Raw genomic sequence first — 17852 nt, forward strand, 5'->3', positions numbered from 1 at the left:
TATATCAAGTATATCAAGTTACTGATCCGCCGCATCTCTTCTAAACACCCACGTCTTATCATCAGACGCCTCGATACAGTAATAATAACCCGCCAAATCAAAATCTTTTAACTGCTCCGCATTACTCAGCTTATTGTCAGCTGCATATTTCACCATCAGTCCGCGTGCCTTTTTGGCATAAAAGCTAATGACTTTATATTGACCATTTTTTTCGTCTTCGAACCGTGGCGTGATGATATCCGCCTTCAATGCTTTCTTTTTCACCGCTTTAAAGTACTCGTTTGACGCCAGATTGATCAAGACCTTGTCCTCACTATCTGCCATACGAGCATTGATAACGTCAGTTATTTCTTCTCCCCAAAATTCATAAAGATTATCACCGCGCTCGTTTTTTAGCTTCGTACCCATCTCTAAACGGTAAGGCTGAATCAAGTCCAATGGTTTTAATACCCCATAAAGACCTGACAAAATACCCAGATGTTCATTGACGTAGATGGACGTTTCTTTATCCATGTTATACATATCAAGACCGGTATAAACATCACCGTCGAACAAATAGCCCGCTGGCTTTGCTGCATTACCAGACTCGTCGTCAGTAAACGGCTTATCTTCGCTCCAACGCCATTGTTGATTGCGTGTGGCATTGAGTTGCGCAAGATCATCAGAGATGCTCATCAGCTCTTGCAGATCAACAGGTTCTTTGGACTTCAATACTTTCATCAGTGACTGTGAGTGCGCGATCAGTTCAGGCTGACTATAGTAGTTGCCCAAATTGACTGGTACCGCGTCTGTTTCATTCAAAGATTTGGCAGGAGAGAGTAAAAAATACATGGTGAGTCCTTATTATCGTGAGTCAATGACCGACCTATTCAGGTGTCAAGCATTCTTATTATACGACAGCTGCGGGTTTAACTTGACTTGACCTTGAGTGTTTTATGTTTTTTTAAGAGGGGATGGCAATACGTAAACATGCATAGAGTTGGCTGTTATTAAAGCGAGACCTTGTTATATAAGGGGTAGAGGTTTTTTGAAAAAATAAAAGACTTTAATATAACAACAAAAGTTATGCAGATGGTATCAATACCTAACTTTTTATCTTACTTGTTGGTCATCATTAGACAATGAAAGTTGGCAGATTATGTCTCTATAATAAAAAGGCATGATGGTAAACAACACATCATTTATTAAATTGATAGTCTTTATTTATGATATTGGATAAGTCATGGTTAAGGATTTTTGTCCCCTATGCTTTTGAAAATGCGTTGAGGGTATTAAGGGTAAGTCATTCTATATAAGTAAGGAGACGATATGAAAATCGGTGTAATCAGTGCAGATACCGCGAGTGAAAGCCGTGTCGCACTAACCCCAGACGCAGTCAAAAAATTGCGCAAGCTTGGGTTTGAAGTCGTCATTCAGTCAGGTGCAGGTCAAGCAGCGTATTATGCTGATGAATTGTATCAAGCTGCTGGTGCCGATATTGCCAACAGTAGCACCGAGGTGATTACCCAGTCTCGAATTATTACTACCGTCAATGACTTACCATCTGAGGCTACCGCTCATTTGTCATCAGATCAGGTTGTCGTTGGCATGCTCGATCCGTATCGCAACACTCAGCTTGACACTTATGCGGCCAAAGGTGCGACGGCTTTTGCAATGGAGTTATTACCGCGCACATTATCACGCGCACAAAACATGGACGTATTGTCATCGCAGGCCAACCTTGCCGGTTATAAAGCGGTATTGCTAGCAGCTAACGAATACTCTCGTCCTTTTCCTATGTTTATGACATCTGCGGGTACGGTCAAGCCAGCCAAAGTGGTTATTTTGGGCGTAGGCGTGGCAGGTCTACAGGCGATCGCCACCGCAAAACGTTTAGGCGCAGTCGTAGAAGCGAGTGATTTGCGTCCTGCGGCAAAAGAGCAGGTCGAATCACTTGGCGGCAAGTGGCTTGATGTACCAATGAGTGAAGACGAAGCGCAAAAGGCAAAAGCAACGGGCGGCTATGCGTGGACCCCATCAGAGCAATATATCAAGGACCAAGCTGCTGTGGTTGACAAGGCACTCAGCAATGCTGACATTGTCATCACGACGGCGCAGATTCCTGGTCGTAATGCTCCACGTCTAGTGCACGCAGCAACCCTTGCCAAAATGAAAGCAGGTTCTGTCCTGATCGATATGGCAGCTGGTACCGGTGGTAACGTCGAAGGCAGTGTGCCGAATGACACCATTACTACAGAGAACGGTGTACGTATCGTTGGTGCTGCCAATATCCCATCAATGCTTGCGGCGCAGTCGTCAGATCTATATGCCAATAACTTGGTTAACTTTATCACGACTTTGATCGCTCCTGCTGGCGACGATGCAGCAGCAAACGACCTTTCGCTTAACTTAGACATGGAAGACGAAATTCAGGGCGCACTGGCAGTGACACATGACGGTCAGGTACGACTAGCCAAACGCTAGGTTCGCCTGCCTATCACCATATGTTTTGTCACTATATGTTTGTTAATAATAAAACATTTGCCAGTAATGAATAAATTTTTAGGAGGATGAGATGATCGCCACCATTTTAGCGGCAGCGCCAGCGGGTGCAGCCATGAGTAGCACACCATTTGTAGCGATTTTTACGGTATTTGTACTCGCTATTTTTGTCGGATACTACGTGGTTTGGGGTGTTACGCCTGCATTACATACACCATTGATGGCAGTAACCAATGCCTTATCGAGTATTGTCATTGTCGGTGCGATGCTACAGACCGTCACGATTGATGGCTCAATGTTTACACCAACCAGTTTGCTTGGTGCCTTTGCCGTATTTTTAGCCAGTATTAATATCTTCGGTGGTTTTGCGGTGACTGAGCGCATGCTTGCGATGTTCAAACCGAAAGTGAAAAAAGCCCCTGCTCTTGAGACCACGACTGATAATGGAGGCGACGCATGAATGATTTATCAACAATGATTGCAGCGAATGCTGATTGGTTCTATCTGGTTGGCGCGATCCTTTTTGTCTTGACCTTACGTGGTTTATCGAGTCCAAAGACGGCTATTCGCGGTAACCGTTTTGGTATGGCAGCGATGGCAATTGCCGTTGTGACAACCTTCTTTTTAGCAGAAGGGCCTGTCCTTTGGCTCATTATTGGCGCGATGATCTTAGGTGCCCTCGTTGGTATGTGGAAAGCGAAAACAGTCGCGATGACGCAGATGCCAGAAACCGTTGCTTTGATGCATTCATTTGTCGGTTTGGCAGCGGTTGCGATTGCCCTTGCAACGGTACTGCACACTGAGCAAGAACATGGCGCGGTTGCCCGTGTTGAGCTATTTATCGGTTGCTTTATCGGTGCGATTACCTTCTCAGCTTCAGTTTTTGCCTTTGGTAAACTGGCGGCAAAAAGCTGGGCGAAAACGCTGGTTGGCGGCTGGGTAAAACCTGTTCAGGCATTGTTATTCATTGCGATGATTGGTTTTGGTGGTGTATATTTCGTCACGGATTCATTACCAGCATTTTATGCGATGGCAGTGATTGCGGTTATCTTTGGTTGGATGTGGATTGCGCCAATCGGTGGCGGTGATATGCCAGTGGTCGTGTCTCTATTGAACTCGTTCTCTGGTTGGGCAGCCGCAGGGATTGGTTTTACCCTTGGCAACTCAATGCTGATTATCGCAGGTTCGCTCGTTGGTTCATCAGGTGCGATTTTGTCTTACATCATGTGTAAAGCCATGAACCGCTCATTACTCAATGTATTGTTTGGCGGTATGGGTACGTCAGCTGTGGCAGCAGGCGGCGATGATGGTGCACCCAAGAACTACAAAGCAGGCTCAGCAGAAGATGCAGGGTTCCTTATGTCAAATGCGAGTAATGTGGTCATCGTACCGGGTTATGGCATGGCACAGGGCCGCGCACAGAATGCAGTAAAAGAGCTATATGAGCTGCTAAAAGAAGAAGGCGTTAATGTTCGTTTTGCCATACACCCAGTTGCTGGTCGTATGCCAGGTCACATGAACGTACTATTGGCAGAAGCTGACGTGCCTTATGATGATATTCTTGAGATGGATGAGATCAATTCAGACTTCGCCAGTACCGATGTGGTCTTGGTTATCGGTGCAAACGATGTTGTGAACCCATCTGCAAAAGACGATCCGACTTCTCCAATTTTTGGTATGCCTATCTTAGAAGTCAACAAAGCCCAAACTGTTATGGTCATCAAGCGTTCGATGAGCACCGGTTATGCGGGTCTGGATAATAGCTTGTTCTACATGGACAAAACCATGATGATCTTTGGTGATGCCAAGAAAATGGTTGAAGAGATGGTACGTAGTATCAATGGCGGCGGTCATTGATAATTAAACGATGTTTTTGACTATACGCTTTTACCGATAAGTTTTTAAACAAAGAAAGTCACTGAGGTGGCTTTTTTGCGTTAAAGTGAGCGGCATTTACGAAAGGGTGACAAGCCAATATCATTGCCCACTATAATCATTAACTATAAATACAATGAAACAAGAGAAATATTTATGAATATGTTATTGCGTTTTTTTATTATGGTCAGTTTGCTCAAACAACAGCTCAAGCATCAATCAGCGAGCGGAACGATTAGTCTAGAGGCATTGACCGCACCGACTGTCCGTCACTATCGGGTATTACCGCATGATATGGGGTTTCGCGATCACTTGCCCAATTATCGTTATCTGTCATTTATTGAGCTAAACGTGACACGCTGGGTCATGGCACGCTGTCATGAAAAAGGTATCAAGCCTTTAAACTGGGTCATCGCCATGCAAGAGATGGTTTATCTCAAACAAATCAAGTTTTTGGATAAAATGACACTTAGCAGTGCGGTTGCAGGCTGGGATCACAAATACGTATATTTTGAGCATCGATTTTTTGTCAAAAATCAGCTGATGGGCGTTGGTATGACCAAGTTTGTTTTTACCGATGATAAAGGTATGCGCACGCCAGAGGTATTGGATATGAAAGGCGAGCAGTTGACAGATGTGATTAACACGTGGAATGAGCACCAAATCGCTGTTAAGTCGGCCAAGTCAGCATAAAAAATATTGAAAAATAGCACCCGATAATAACTTGGCTATAATCATTTGCTGAATTTTGGTAGGATAGTGTCCATCAAATCGCCAATACTAAGGCGACACTACTATTTCTAAAACGACTAAAAAAAGGTACCGTTATGACGCCACAAAAATTAAAATGGACAGACAGTTTAGATATCGCAATTGAGCTTTATGAAAAATTTCCAGAGACTGATCCGCAGTACATACGCTTTACCGATTTGCATCGCTGGGTGACGGAGCTTGAAGGCTTTGATGATGATCCACAACGCTCAAACGAAGGCATCTTAGAAGCCATTCAAATGAACTGGATCGATGAAGCCGACTAATCGACTCTATAACGTTGAGCAGTGTCATCCATAAAAATTCAATAAATTAAAAAGGCCGCATCATGACATCAAAAATTAAAGAATTATCAGAAGCGATAGCGTGTCGCGGTATCAGTATTCGTACCACTAATAACGCTGAGATTAGCCATGATACTGCCAAGCTTGGTAGATTATGGCAAAAGTTTTATCAAAATCACGCAGGTCAGCTTTCTGAAGGCGAAGATATCTATGGTATCTATCATAACTATGAAAGTGATGATTTAGCAGGCGCGTTTGATGTTGTCGCTAGTTGGAAAACGGCTACCGAGCAAAACGCTCAATCAGACAGTGAAAGTACCGCCAGCACTAGTAATGTGGTAGAAGTCACTATTCCTGCAGGAAAGTACTTGGTATTTTCTGAAGAAGGCCATATGCCAAATACTGTCATGAATGCTTGGGAGAGTGCTTGGGAGTATTTTAATACAGCAGACTGTGAGCATACCCGAACATTTAATGTAGACTTTGAGCATTATATCGGTGGCAATCTAGAGTACGGTCAAGTGGATGTTTATATTGGGATTGAGTAAACGGATTAGACCGTAAAAAGTAAGTGTTATAAACTTCTGTCTGTGCTAACGCATTAGTTAGTGTGCTATATAAATCGCTCAATCACTTTTGAAACATTGGCTGAGCGATTGGATTTCAGTATTTTCTCCGCTATTTTTCTTTTCTTGATGTAGCGTTAAACGATGAGCAGGTTTGTTTTATAAGAAATGAACTTATATTTCTCTAAAAAATCCCTTGTCTTTCAAATAATTACATTACGAAAATTTACCAACCATCGTCTGCTTTACCGTATATTGAATACTATGTCTATATGAGAAAACTCTCAAAGACGCTAAAGATGGATAGCAAAAATGGACGATGATAATATTTCAGTTTACGAGTTAGGAATAATCAAAAATGCCTTGCGTGGACGAGTGGTAGATGTAGAAGATTTTAGAACAGAAGGTGTGCTAAAGAAGGACGAGGAAGACATGAATGACAAAGTCGATGCTTTTCAAGCAGAGCTAATAAACATTCAGCAGAAACTTGAGAATATTTCGCCAGAAAAAGGTATTGACCTTTAAACAAACCACTATACTAAAAATAAATGCTCATAAAAAAAGCGCCATCTATAATAGACGGCGCTTTTTGCTACTAGAAATTAAAATTAATCTAGCAATAAATTTTCCAATATCCCTTCATAAATCTGCGCCAGTTTACCCAAATCGTCGACTTCTACTTTTTCATCTACTTGATGAATCGTCGCATTACGTACGCCAAGCTCGACGACTTGTGCCCCTGTTGGCGCGATGAAACGTCCATCAGATGTACCGCCAGAAGTAGATAATGTCGTATCAACATTGGTAACTTTTTTGATCGCATTTTGGCAGGCGGAGACCAGTTTTCCTTCAGGGGTTAAGAATGGCTGACCAGATAGCTTCCAGTTAATGTCGTAACTGGCCTTGCTTTCGTTAAAATATTTGTCAAAGATAGCATGGGTTTTTGCCTTTAGCTCATCTTCAGTAGTTTCCGTTGAAAAGCGGAAGTTGAAGACAACGTTTAGCGTTTCAGGGATGACATTGGTTGCGCCTGTGCCACCGTTGATATTTGATATTTGCAATGACGTGGCTGGGAAGTAGTCATTGCCATTGTCCCATGCAGTTGAGGTCAGTTCAGTAAGGGCAGACATCGCCGCGTGAATCGGATTACAAGCCAAATGTGGATAGGCGACGTGACCTTGCTTACCTGTGACGGTAAGCTCTGCGCCTAGCGAGCCACGACGACCGTTTTTGATGATATCGCCTAACGTATCAGTACTCGACGGCTCGCCAACGAGACAATAAGTGATCTTTTCTTGACGAGCCTCTAAAGTTTCAATCACTTTGACCGTGCCGTTGATCGACGGTCCTTCTTCATCTGATGTGATCAAAAAAGCAATAGAGCCATTATGCTCAGGATGATTGGCAACGAAACGCTCAGCCGCAATGGTAAAAGCCGCAATGCCTGTTTTCATGTCTGCCGCACCGCGCGCCCATAGATATCCATCAGCAATGGTTGGCGTAAAAGGAGGATAGGTCCAGTTTTTTTCATCACCCGTTGGTACCACATCTGTATGACCGGCAAAGCAAATTACGGGATCCGTCGTGCCACGGCGTGCCCACAAGTTTTTAACTTCAGCATGTTCACCCTTTGCTTGCCTATCACCATAGTACATAAACTCGCAGTTAAAGCCTGCTTGCTCTAAACGCTCTGACAATATGTCTTGGCAACCATCATCGTCTGGTGTGACAGATGGGCGTTCGAGTAGCGCAATACTTAAGTCTAAGGTTGCTTGCTGGTGGGTTTTACTATTGTTTTCTGAACTCATGACAGTCCTAGGTAAGTTGAGTTAATGTTTTTTGCTATAAAAGATAGCTCGTTTCTTATAAGGTCTATTTGGTACTAATTATTTATATGTTGCAAATATATAAAAGTTAATCGATTTCTATAGCTAAAAAAATATTAGTCTCTGTCTAAGTCAATTTTTTCATAATCACCATAAAATTTTGCTAAATACTCTGTAATACATTTTTCAGCTGGAGTATTACTATAAGTTTTAGCTTTGTCTCTGTCATAATTACTGATATTGCCACTAGCAAAAACAACTTCGCCCATTTGATAACTTGTTCCTAATAATTCTAAAGTTTTATTACTAATATCGAAAGTAGCATGTCCTTCTGGAAATACTGGCGTCATCCATCTTGTTCCATCAAATGCAAGCAGACAACCGTTCTCATACTTGAACTCAGTAGTGATAGTAGTTGGTGTAACTATCACAGGTTTTTCAGGGGTGGATTTTGGTAGGTGATAGGTAAAGAAAGGCTCACTGATTTGTTGAGTGAAGGCTTGATGATTAATAGTCGTGCAGCTTGCAAGCAAAGATAACATAATAACTAAAATAGAATGTCTGAATAGATTCTTACGCATTATTATTGTCCTTAATTAACAAAGCTTACTTAGAGCCGTAGCAAATGATAGATATACTCAGGGCGCAGCAAACAAAACTACAGCATCATCACGTCTTAGCCAAGTAGCAATAGAGTAACGCTGACGATGCGCGATCTGCACTTGATGCTGTAGGTCGCTATCAAAAATAATCAATCTATTGGCAACTGGCATCACTTCATGGTGCGTGCCATGCTTATCAACGACTTCTAGCGCACCGCCGTCAGTCGCTCCCCAATCATCATTGAGATAAAACACTGCCGAGATTACGCGTTCATCGCGCCCAGTAGGATTGTCGCTGTGCCATTGATAGCCAAAGCCAATCGGATAGCACGCATAATGTGCTTCACTATGGCGAATACCCGCGAACAAACTACGATTGAATAGCGAGGCCAAAGCATTAATGCTTTGCAGATAATAGTAGCCTGCAAAGAAGTCTTCGGTAATCCAGCGTATTCTATCACCGCGGATATCACTGATACGAACGCCAGCGGTCAGCTCTGCATCACGATAGTCAATAAAACCGCTTTCTGCTTGTAGCGCGAGTAACGCTGTATCATCAAACACATTATCAATGACGAGCCAGCCATCAGTGACAAATGTATCAAGCTGCTTATCCGTCAGCCTATCTTCCCAGCTGACTGAAAAATCAGACAGTTGCAGCATCTTCTGGGTAGGCGCGTTTTGGGCGTCGTTATGACTGTTTGGAGATAGTAACGGAGGGTTGTCTTGTCCTATCGGATGATCAACGACCAACGCTGTCTTGCTCAGGTTGCTAATAATCTGCGTCATTTCATCTCTTTCTTGTCAATCAGCGGTCAATATAACGTCATTCAGTGCGTTTTTATTGAAAGCGCTTACTAAAACCACATTATCTTTTACTCCGCCTATGCTACCATAGATGCAATTTTTCTTATTTAAACTTTTGAGATTATGAACTATAAACACGCCTACCACGCTGGTAACTTTGCTGATGTGGTTAAACACATTTTATTGGTACAACTGCTTAATCAATTGGGGCAGAAAAACAAACCGTTTTATGTGCTTGACGCTTATGGCGGCCGTGGACTGTATTCACTAAGCAGTGAAGAAGCGCGCAAGACAGGGGAGGCCAAAGGCGGTATTCAAGCTTTTCTAAAAGCAGATACCGAAAAGGCACCAGCCGCTGTCAAAGACTATATGGAAGGCATTAAGCAAGCCAAATTCACTTACGACAATAAAGTCTATCCGGGTTCGCCGTGGTGGATTGCTCATCATGTCGAAAAAACCGCCGCTAAAAAACCTGATGCTGGCGTGCGCGCCGAAGCTTTTGAAGCCAAAGCGACTGAATATGATGCACTGAACTATCAGCTATACAAGCTTCCAATTGGTATTCAGCATCGTGATGCTTTTGAAGGTATTACCGCTGTTATTCCCCCAAAAGAAAAGCGCGGTTTGATTTTCCTTGATCCTCCCTTTGAGCAAGAGCATAAAGACTTTACCCGTCTTATCGACCTATTGGTCGCGGCTTATAACAAGTGGCCACAAGGTACTTATGCGCTGTGGTTCCCAATCAAAAACATCGAAGCGGTCGAGCTGTTTTACAAAAAGCTCAAGCGTACTGAGATGAGACGTCAGCTGGTTTGTGAGCTAAATATTTATCCTAATGATGTTGCGGTCGGTCTGAACGGTACAGGTCTACTGGTTATCAATCCGCCATGGCAGTTTGATAATCATGCACGCGAGATATTACGTTTCTTGCAGCCAGTACTAAAAGTAGAAGATGCCCCAGACTTAACCCCTGACAGTGCGACCAATGTACGCTGGCTGGTTGGCGAGTAACTGAACAGCAATATTGGCCAATAAGGATATCAAGATGACGAATATGCAGCCACCTGAAGGCGAACCAAATAACATGCCTCCAAGAGAGGGATCGTTGCAGGATAATGCAGCGACCCAGCCTCCATACATGGATGAGCATGAGTTTAATATTCGTCTAGCGGACAATGATAATTACGATGGTTTGACCTTTGAGGTCGTTGAGGCAGAAGTCGCGGAAGGTAAGCGTGTGGTCAGTCGCGGTGTTTATTTGGCACCCAATTTGATTACCACATTATCATTACTGTCAGGGTTTTACTCGATTTTAGCGAGTACGCAAGGCGAGTTTTACAAGGCGGCTTTGGCTATCTTTTTATCAGGTATTCTGGATGGTGCCGACGGCCGCGTCGCCCGTATGCTTAATGCCCAAAGCCCGTTTGGTGAGCAATATGATTCATTAGCAGATATGCTCGCGTTTGGTGTGGCCCCTGCTATTTTGGTTTATAGCTTCGCGCTAGAGCCGCTGGGTCGTATTGGGATTGGTTGTGCGTTCGTCTTTACTGCCTGTGCTGCTTTTCGTTTGGCACGCTTCAACGTGCAGGTGGGTATCGTCGATAAAAAATACTTTGTTGGTTTGGCAAGTCCGCTTGCCGCCATATTAGTAACAGCAGCAGTTATGGTTGCAGTTGATCATAACGAATGGATTGGACAGTACGATACGGCGATCATGTTTTTGTTCGCAGCGTGGGTGGTCATTTGTGGCCTACTCATGGTCAGTAATGTTAAGTACTACAGCTTTAAAGAGTTTGATAAAAAGAAAGTGCCTTTTGTGGTACTTATTATTGGCGTACTTGTCATGAGTATCGTGCTCTATGACATACCTGTTGGTATCTTAGCGATTGGTATCATTTATGCGTTATCTGGTATTGTGACTACGATCAGAGCAAAGATGTAAGAGTCAATATAAACGTTACTGAGATAAAAAAAGGGACTTGCCGATAGGTAAGTCCCTTTTTTTATACTTTATTTACTATAAAAACATGGTGCTATTAAAGAGTATTTTACTATCAGATACCTTTTATTTTTGTATGACAGTCATTTATTTTGTTTCTGAACGCAATATACACTCAAATGAATATTCATGTATATGAAAGTTAATAAGCGCAAATTGATAAAACTTTCAAGCTTGATTTATAGATTTTGGATAGTAAAAACATGTTGTTTTATTTCTAATTTGTTGCAGATAGTACTTTCTAAAAAAAGAAGCGTATAGTGCCTGTTAACTAAAGAGGGTCGCATTTGATGGTTCTATACCCTATAGACAGCATGGAATAATGCTGTGGTAGCCAGATAAGATTTAGCCTCAAAATAAGCCACACTCAAATATCGATACCCTTTTAGTAAATTGATTTCCCAATCTTCTCAGTCTTGTACATCAATACAAACAGTACATTATTGCTACTGTTTCGTCATTCTGTGCTGCTGATTTGGTTGGGCAGATCGTGTTAAGACTTACTCTATTGATGATTATTGCAATCTAGTGACCGAATGCATGCTTTGTCGCTTAAAATTGTCAGCAGTGTTACCCATCAGATTTTGATTGGTAACAGTGCTGACATCATGCTAGCCAACGCGACTGAAAGTACAAATAAGGTCAAAACTTAGCATCATCTCTTGACTGTCCATTGTAAAAATGTGACAGCCATGGAGTGTTTCTAACATTTAACATGTACTAACAAAACTGACCGAATATAAGGTTAACAAGGCATGACGTTTTTCAAATTACCGATCTGGCTAAAGGCCAACTTAGTGGTATTGATAAGCAGCTTGCTCCTGACCGCCTGTGATAAAGGTGTATTGCATCCTCAGGGTGCAGTTGGCGTGCAAAATAAAGAACTTATCATTGTTACCACTGCCTTGATGTTGATTGTGGTTATACCAGTCATCGTCATGGCGCTCTGGTTTACTTACCGTTATCGCGCGGATAGACCAGATGCTGATAAAGACTTCGACCCGCAGTGGTCACACAACACTTGGATTGAAGTTTTAATGTGGACGATTCCCATTATTATTATTGCAATCTTAGCGGTGATTACTTGGCGTAGTACCCACGCGCTTGATCCTTATAAGCCACTAGAGACTCAAAAAGACAACCCTCCGCTTGAAATTCAAGTTGTGGCACAAAACTGGAAATGGTTATTTATCTACCCAGAACAAGATATTGCCGTTGTCAATGAGCTTTATCTACCAGTAGACCGTCCAGTTAGTTTCAAAATCACTTCTGATACGGTGATGAATTCGTTCTTCATTCCTAGACTGGGCAGCCAAATTTATGCCATGTCGAGCATGGTGACACAATTGCATCTGATTGCTAATGAGCCTGGTGTCTATAACGGACTTTCTGCCAACTATAGTGGTCCTGGCTTCTCGGATATGAAATTTTTGGCCCATGCTGTCGATAAGCAAGGTTTTGATGATTGGGTTTCTAAAATTAAAGCGGGAGACAATAAGGTCCTCGATACTGCGGTTTATGAAGAGTTGTCGAAACCCTCAGAAAACCATGCCATCGAATATTTCAAATCGACGCAGCCTGATATGTTTGACTATATTGTGAATCAATATAGCTCAGAAACGAAACAACAAAATCAGTTTGTAGAGTCTAATGAAGTCAATCAGCGTGATAATCCAAACGCTGTGAACAAGGGCTTAGAGTCTGATCTGAAGGATGACGGCGAAGGTAGCACTAACCCAGCAGCGCCATCAAATAAAGATGATGCGCAAGAAGCTGACGCTCAATAATAGGAAAGCTGATTATGGAAGCAATATTCGGTAGATTGTCCCTTGAGGCAATACCTTACCACGAGCCTATCATTATGGCGGCTGGTGGTATGATGGCCTTGGCTGGGCTAGCGGTTTTAATTTTTCTAACCAAAAAGAAGCTTTGGGGCGTTTTTTGGCGCGATTGGCTAACCTCAGTTGACCATAAAAAAATCGGTATCATGTATATCGTCGTCGCGATTGTGATGTTACTGCGCGGCTTTAGTGACGCCATTATGATGCGTACCCACCAGATGCTTGCCAACTATCCTGAGACAGGGTATTTGCCGCCGCATCATTATGATCAGATTTTCACCGCCCACGGCGTGATTATGATTTTCTTTGTCGCCATGCCTCTGGTTGTGGGACTCATGAATGCGATCATACCGCTACAGATTGGTGCACGTGATGTGGCCTTTCCGTTCCTAAACTCACTGTCATTTTGGCTATTCGTTACAGGTGCTTTGTTGGTCAACGTTTCGCTAGTCATTGGTGACTTTGCGGCAACCGGTTGGTTGGCTTATCCCCCATTGTCAGAGCTGACATACAGTCCAACAGTGGGGGTGGATTATTATATCTGGGCCTTGCAGCTATCAGGATTGGGAACTTTGCTGACAGGTGTTAACTTCTTAGTGACTATTCTAAAGATGCGTGCGCCTGGCATGAATCTGATGCACATGCCGATTTTTACGTGGTCAGCACTTTGTACCAACATTTTGATCGTTGCTGCTTTCCCTGTATTAACGGCAACGTTGGCGATGCTAACGCTAGACCGCTATCTTGGTATGCACTTCTTTACCAATGATGCAGGCGGCAACGTCATGATGTATATCAATCTGATTTGGATTTGGGGTCACCCAGAGGTATATATCTTGGTACTACCAGCCTTTGGTATTTTCTCAGAAGTCATCTCGACGTTCTCGCAGAAAAAACTGTTTGGCTACGTCAGTATGGTCTATGCCTTGATGGTTATTGCTATCTTAAGTTTCATCGTTTGGTTGCATCACTTCTTTACCATGGGCTCAGGCGCCAACGTCAATGCCTTCTTTGGTATTACCACCATGATTATCGCCATACCCACTGGGGTTAAGGTCTTTAACTGGCTCTTTACCATGTATCGAGGCAAAATCGTCTTTGGTACGCCAATTTTATGGACACTTGGCTTTATCATTACCTTTACCATCGGTGGTATGACGGGTGTCATGCTCGCGGTTCCTGGGATTGATTATGTCTTGCATAACAGTTTGTTCTTAATCGCGCATTTCCATAACACCATTATTGGTGGTGCTGTCTTTGGATACTTTGCAGGTATTACCTTTTGGTGGCCAAAAATGTTTGGCTATCGTTTGGATGAGAAGTGGGGCAAACGTGCTTTTTGGGGCTGGCTCATCGGCTTCTTTGTTGCCTTCATGCCGCTGTACGTTTTAGGGTTTTTCGGTATGACGCGTCGTACCAACCACTATGCCAATGATGTTTGGCAGATATGGTTGATCGTTGCTGCGGTTGGTGCCTTTATTATTCTGTTCGGTATTTTCAGCCAGCTTATGATGTTCTATGTCAGTTATCGCGATCGTGAGCGTCTTGCTGATGTGAGTGGTGATCCTTGGAATGGTCGTACGTTAGAGTGGAGCACGCCATCACCTGCACCGTTTTATAACTTTGCTCAACTGCCTGTTATTAACGATCTTGATGCCCTAGCGCATCTTAAAGACAGCGGCTGGACGTCAGATAAAGCGCCCAATTACTACAGCCCAATACATATGCCAAAAAATACAGATTCTGGTGTGATTATTGGTTTATTGACGTTCGTCTTTGGCTTTGCTTTTATCTGGCACATCTGGTGGTTGGTAATCGCCTCTTTCTTAGCCATCATTTTCTTTGTGATTCGTGAAGCCAACAAACGTGATATTGATTACATCGTACCAGTGGATGAGATTGAAAAAATTGAAAATGCTTATTATAAGCGTCTTCGTACGGCTCACGCAGGAGACGGATTATGAGTAGTACCGAAACTATGCATACACATGAAGTAAATAGTAATTTACCAGACGACAACGGCGAGGAGTTGTTGCCGTCTGATGATAATCACAAAGGCAATATAGATTACTTTAACCATAGTGATCCTCATCATCCAGACCACTTGGATGCGCAGGGTAATAAAGTACTCGGTTTCTTTGTTTACTTAATGACAGATTTGGTTTTGTTTGCAACGTTTTTTGCCGCTTATGCAGTATTGAAGGTTGGCGTAGCAGATGGTCCAAGTCCTAAAGATATTTTCGACCTTAAGTTTGTTTTGGTTGAAACGTTCTTGCTACTGATCAGTAGTATCACCTTTGGTTTTGCCATGCTTGGTGCTTATCAGAACAACATGTCAAAGCTTAAGCTTTGGTTGATGATTACTGCGCTATTTGGCATGGGCTTTATTGGGATGGAGGTTTATGAGTTCCATCATCTCATCGTTGAAGGCTTCGGGCCTGATCGCAGTGCCTTCTTATCGAGCTTCTTTAGTCTGGTAGGTTTGCACGGTATTCACGTCACGGTCGGTATCTGCTGGTTACTATTTACGTTGTTCCAGTTGAGCAAATTTGGTCTTTCTGAGCGTATGATGACGCGTTTGAGATGCTTAAGTCTGTTTTGGCACTTTTTGGATATCGTGTGGATTTGCGTCTTTTCGCTAGTGTATCTGGTAGGGGTGGCATTATGAAAAATGAAAATTTGCATGCAGCCGAGCACGCGCATGCACACGGCGATGTAAGCCACGACCAGAGCAGTCATGGAAGTAAAAAGAGTTATATTATCGGCTTTGTACTATCAGCAGTTCTGACGGTGATTCCATTTGGGCTAATCATGAGCAATATGATGTCAGGCATGAGCGCGATTTGGATGATTGCCATTTTTGCTGCTGCTCAGGTTTTTGTGCAAGTTTATTTCTTTTTGCATGTGGACTTTAGCCCTGAACAGCGTAATACGCTCTATAGCTTCTTATTCACCTTGTTTGTGGTGGCGATTGTGATGGTTGGTTCATTGTGGATTATGCACAACGCCAACGAAAATATGATGCCTGGCATGGGTAAAATGCAGATGGACATGGGCATGAAGATGCCCACCAATGCAGATGGTACACCAAGATTGGATCGTGAACTTGAAGGTTTTGAAGATAAGTTAGATCTACCAGAGACCTACCAGCCGTCTAATCAAGGTGCGCCTGCTGCTACACCACAAGAAGATCGCTCGGACATGGCTGATCATTCAGACATGGCTGATATGCAACAGTAAGTTCCTAACTTTCTTATTTGCGCGGCAAACTTGCGTATATAAGTTATCGCAAATGTCTAATGATGAGCTGCTATATCTAGGCTCATCATTCCTAAATGGCAATGTTTCATCCATATGGCTCAGGCATTTGACGATATTAACTGATGGACAATCATGAATAAACTTGCACAGTTAAAACTCGATGTCGCCAAACAACCGCTTGTTCAGGTAATCAAACCTGGCATCGTATTTGGTAACGCTATCACCGTTTTGGGTGGCTATTTTTTAGCGGCCAAAGGCAATCCCGATTGGTTGATATTGATTCAAGCCTTGATTGGAACTTTGACAGTGATAGCGTCTGGTTGTGTAATTAATAACATCATCGATCGTGATATTGACTCGAGGATGCAGCGCACCTGTGACCGTGTTTTGGTGACAGGTGAACTCTCTATTACCAATGCAATACTCTATGCAATATTATTACTAGGTATCGGGGTAGTATGTTTAGCCGCTACCACGCCATTAGCTTTATATTCAGCGTTATTTGGTTATGTTGTTTACGTCGGATTTTATAGTCTGTACTTTAAGCGGCACTCCGTCTGGGGAACGTTCATTGGTAGTTTTTCGGGTGCTATTCCGCCAGTGATTGGATATGCTGCTTTGACGCCGTCTATCGATGGGGTGTATTGGGTACTGTTTGCGATGTTTGCTATTTGGCAAATGCCGCATGCTTATGCCATCGCTGTCTTTCGCAAAAAAGACTACAGTGCAGCCAGTATTCCTGTATTACCAGTCAAACACTCCTTTAGAACGACTCAGTGGCATATTACGATTAGTATTGCCCTTTTCTTAGTAGTGGGTAGTTTGCTCACAGCGTTGAATACGACTGGATATTGGTATTTGGGCGTCCATCTATTGTTGTCAGGCTATTGGTTAGTTATTGCTATGAAACCGATCAAGGTCACCAGTCAACAAGACCAAGTCCAACAGCAGATTAAGTGGGCGTATAAGATCTTTGGACTATCAATTATCATCATGATGGCACTATGCTTAATGATGGCGATCGATTATGTATAAAGTTGCGTAGTAAAAGATACTGTTGATGAGCACCACTAAAAAGCCACTAACACGAATAGTGGCTTTTTTCATGTCTATTCCTTTTTATGTCTAGATTTTCAACAGTAGTACCCTAAAAGCATCGCTAAACCCTATTTTGCATAACCATTGTCAGACAATTAAAATCATTGAAGTATATAATCCTTTGAAACATTTCTACTATTTAATTTCTACCAAACTAATTAGAAAGATCTCCAAAATAACCCCTTGACCCAGACTCAAACCCGCGTATAATGCCACCCAGTCGAAAGGGAAGTGGTGAGGAAGCTTAAGCGATTAAGTTATTTCAAACTAAATAAAAAATACCTCTTGACTAAATAAATAAAGGGTCTATAATACGCCCTCATCAGACGGACTAGTGGTAACGAATATGTGAATTACATATTGATAACCCAGTTAACCTGTTGAAACAAATTAAAATAAAGCTTGACAATTCAAATCATTATGATAAGATAGTCGGCTCGC

18 protein-coding genes are annotated in these 17852 nt (G+C 42.7%); 14 read left to right on the forward strand and 4 right to left on the reverse strand.

Translation table 11 applies throughout. The features are described 5' to 3' along the window. Nucleotides 1-18 precede the first annotated feature (18 nt). Nucleotides 19-831: a peroxide stress protein YaaA gene (yaaA, locus tag ACHUET_RS09995; protein ID WP_394212496.1), complete on the reverse strand. Its 813-nt coding sequence runs from the start codon at nt 829-831 to the stop codon at nt 19-21. A gap of 477 nt (nt 832-1308) precedes the next feature. On the opposite strand from yaaA, the gene ACHUET_RS10000 reads away from it, so the two are divergent. From ACHUET_RS10000 to ACHUET_RS10030, 7 genes are all read left to right on the forward strand, one after another. Continuing rightward, nucleotides 1309-2463: a Re/Si-specific NAD(P)(+) transhydrogenase subunit alpha gene (locus ACHUET_RS10000; protein WP_394212498.1), complete on the forward strand. Its 1155-nt coding sequence runs from the start codon at nt 1309-1311 to the stop codon at nt 2461-2463. Nucleotides 2464-2596: 133 nt separating this feature from the next. Continuing rightward, nucleotides 2597-2941 carry a proton-translocating transhydrogenase family protein gene (locus ACHUET_RS10005; RefSeq protein WP_198333355.1) on the forward strand — a complete coding sequence of 115 codons (345 nt, stop codon included), beginning with the start codon at nt 2597-2599 and terminating at the stop codon, nt 2939-2941. After that, complete coding sequence (locus ACHUET_RS10010; protein WP_394212500.1) at nt 2938-4338, forward strand: NAD(P)(+) transhydrogenase (Re/Si-specific) subunit beta; 1401 nt, start codon at nt 2938-2940, stop codon at nt 4336-4338. The genes ACHUET_RS10005 and ACHUET_RS10010 overlap by 4 nt, the downstream gene beginning before the upstream one ends. A gap of 174 nt (nt 4339-4512) precedes the next feature. After that, nucleotides 4513-5049 carry an acyl-CoA thioesterase gene (locus tag ACHUET_RS10015; RefSeq protein ID WP_394212501.1) on the forward strand — a complete coding sequence of 179 codons (537 nt, stop codon included), beginning with the start codon at nt 4513-4515 and terminating at the stop codon, nt 5047-5049. Nucleotides 5050-5183: 134 nt separating this feature from the next. Beyond that, nucleotides 5184-5393: a Fe-S cluster assembly protein IscX gene (iscX, locus tag ACHUET_RS10020; protein ID WP_011279849.1), complete on the forward strand. Its 210-nt coding sequence runs from the start codon at nt 5184-5186 to the stop codon at nt 5391-5393. Between the two features lie 62 nt (nt 5394-5455). After that, nucleotides 5456-5959 (forward strand): GyrI-like domain-containing protein, encoded by a 504-nt coding sequence (locus ACHUET_RS10025; protein WP_394212503.1) that lies wholly within the window; start codon nt 5456-5458, stop codon nt 5957-5959. A gap of 330 nt (nt 5960-6289) precedes the next feature. Further along, complete coding sequence (locus tag ACHUET_RS10030; protein WP_201512503.1) at nt 6290-6502, forward strand: hypothetical protein; 213 nt, start codon at nt 6290-6292, stop codon at nt 6500-6502. Nucleotides 6503-6585: 83 nt separating this feature from the next. On the opposite strand, the gene dapE is transcribed toward ACHUET_RS10030, so the two are convergent. From dapE to ACHUET_RS10045, 3 genes are all read right to left on the reverse strand, one after another. Beyond that, nucleotides 6586-7785, reverse strand: a complete 1200-nt coding sequence (gene dapE / locus ACHUET_RS10035) for a succinyl-diaminopimelate desuccinylase (RefSeq protein WP_394212505.1) — start codon at nt 7783-7785, stop codon at nt 6586-6588. Nucleotides 7786-7919: 134 nt separating this feature from the next. Continuing rightward, on the reverse strand, nt 7920-8384 hold the full coding sequence (locus ACHUET_RS10040; protein ID WP_394212507.1) for a hypothetical protein: 465 nt from the start codon (nt 8382-8384) through the stop codon (nt 7920-7922). Between the two features lie 57 nt (nt 8385-8441). Next, nucleotides 8442-9194 (reverse strand): 2OG-Fe(II) oxygenase, encoded by a 753-nt coding sequence (locus ACHUET_RS10045; protein ID WP_371532647.1) that lies wholly within the window; start codon nt 9192-9194, stop codon nt 8442-8444. A gap of 141 nt (nt 9195-9335) precedes the next feature. Here ACHUET_RS10045 and ACHUET_RS10050 point away from each other — a divergent pair, with 141 nt between their 5' ends. The 7 genes from ACHUET_RS10050 (at nt 9336) to cyoE (ending at nt 17348) form a co-directional block, all read left to right on the forward strand. Further along, nucleotides 9336-10223 carry a 23S rRNA (adenine(2030)-N(6))-methyltransferase RlmJ gene (locus ACHUET_RS10050; protein ID WP_238038780.1) on the forward strand — a complete coding sequence of 296 codons (888 nt, stop codon included), beginning with the start codon at nt 9336-9338 and terminating at the stop codon, nt 10221-10223. A gap of 127 nt (nt 10224-10350) precedes the next feature. Next, a complete protein-coding gene (gene pssA / locus ACHUET_RS10055) occupies nt 10351-11154 on the forward strand; it encodes a CDP-diacylglycerol--serine O-phosphatidyltransferase (RefSeq protein WP_201599261.1) in 804 nt (267 codons plus the stop codon). A gap of 812 nt (nt 11155-11966) precedes the next feature. Continuing rightward, entirely contained in the window at nt 11967-12998 is a 1032-nt protein-coding gene (cyoA, locus tag ACHUET_RS10060) for a ubiquinol oxidase subunit II (RefSeq protein ID WP_394212509.1), read from the forward strand. Nucleotides 12999-13012: 14 nt separating this feature from the next. Then, nucleotides 13013-15016 (forward strand): cytochrome o ubiquinol oxidase subunit I, encoded by a 2004-nt coding sequence (cyoB, locus tag ACHUET_RS10065; protein WP_394212511.1) that lies wholly within the window; start codon nt 13013-13015, stop codon nt 15014-15016. Then, nucleotides 15013-15720, forward strand: coding sequence for a cytochrome o ubiquinol oxidase subunit III (gene cyoC / locus ACHUET_RS10070; protein WP_394212513.1), 708 nt, complete (start codon nt 15013-15015; stop codon nt 15718-15720). The genes cyoB and cyoC overlap by 4 nt, the downstream gene beginning before the upstream one ends. Continuing rightward, nucleotides 15717-16292, forward strand: coding sequence for a cytochrome o ubiquinol oxidase subunit IV (gene cyoD, locus ACHUET_RS10075; RefSeq protein WP_394212515.1), 576 nt, complete (start codon nt 15717-15719; stop codon nt 16290-16292). The genes cyoC and cyoD overlap by 4 nt, the downstream gene beginning before the upstream one ends. Before the next feature lie 153 nt (nt 16293-16445). Further along, a complete protein-coding gene (gene cyoE, locus ACHUET_RS10080; protein WP_394212517.1) occupies nt 16446-17348 on the forward strand; it encodes a heme o synthase in 903 nt (300 codons plus the stop codon). Nucleotides 17349-17852 lie beyond the last annotated feature (504 nt).

The sequence above is a fragment of the Psychrobacter piscatorii genome, assembly GCF_043641605.1.
Lineage (GTDB): Bacteria > Pseudomonadota > Gammaproteobacteria > Pseudomonadales > Moraxellaceae > Psychrobacter > Psychrobacter piscatorii_C.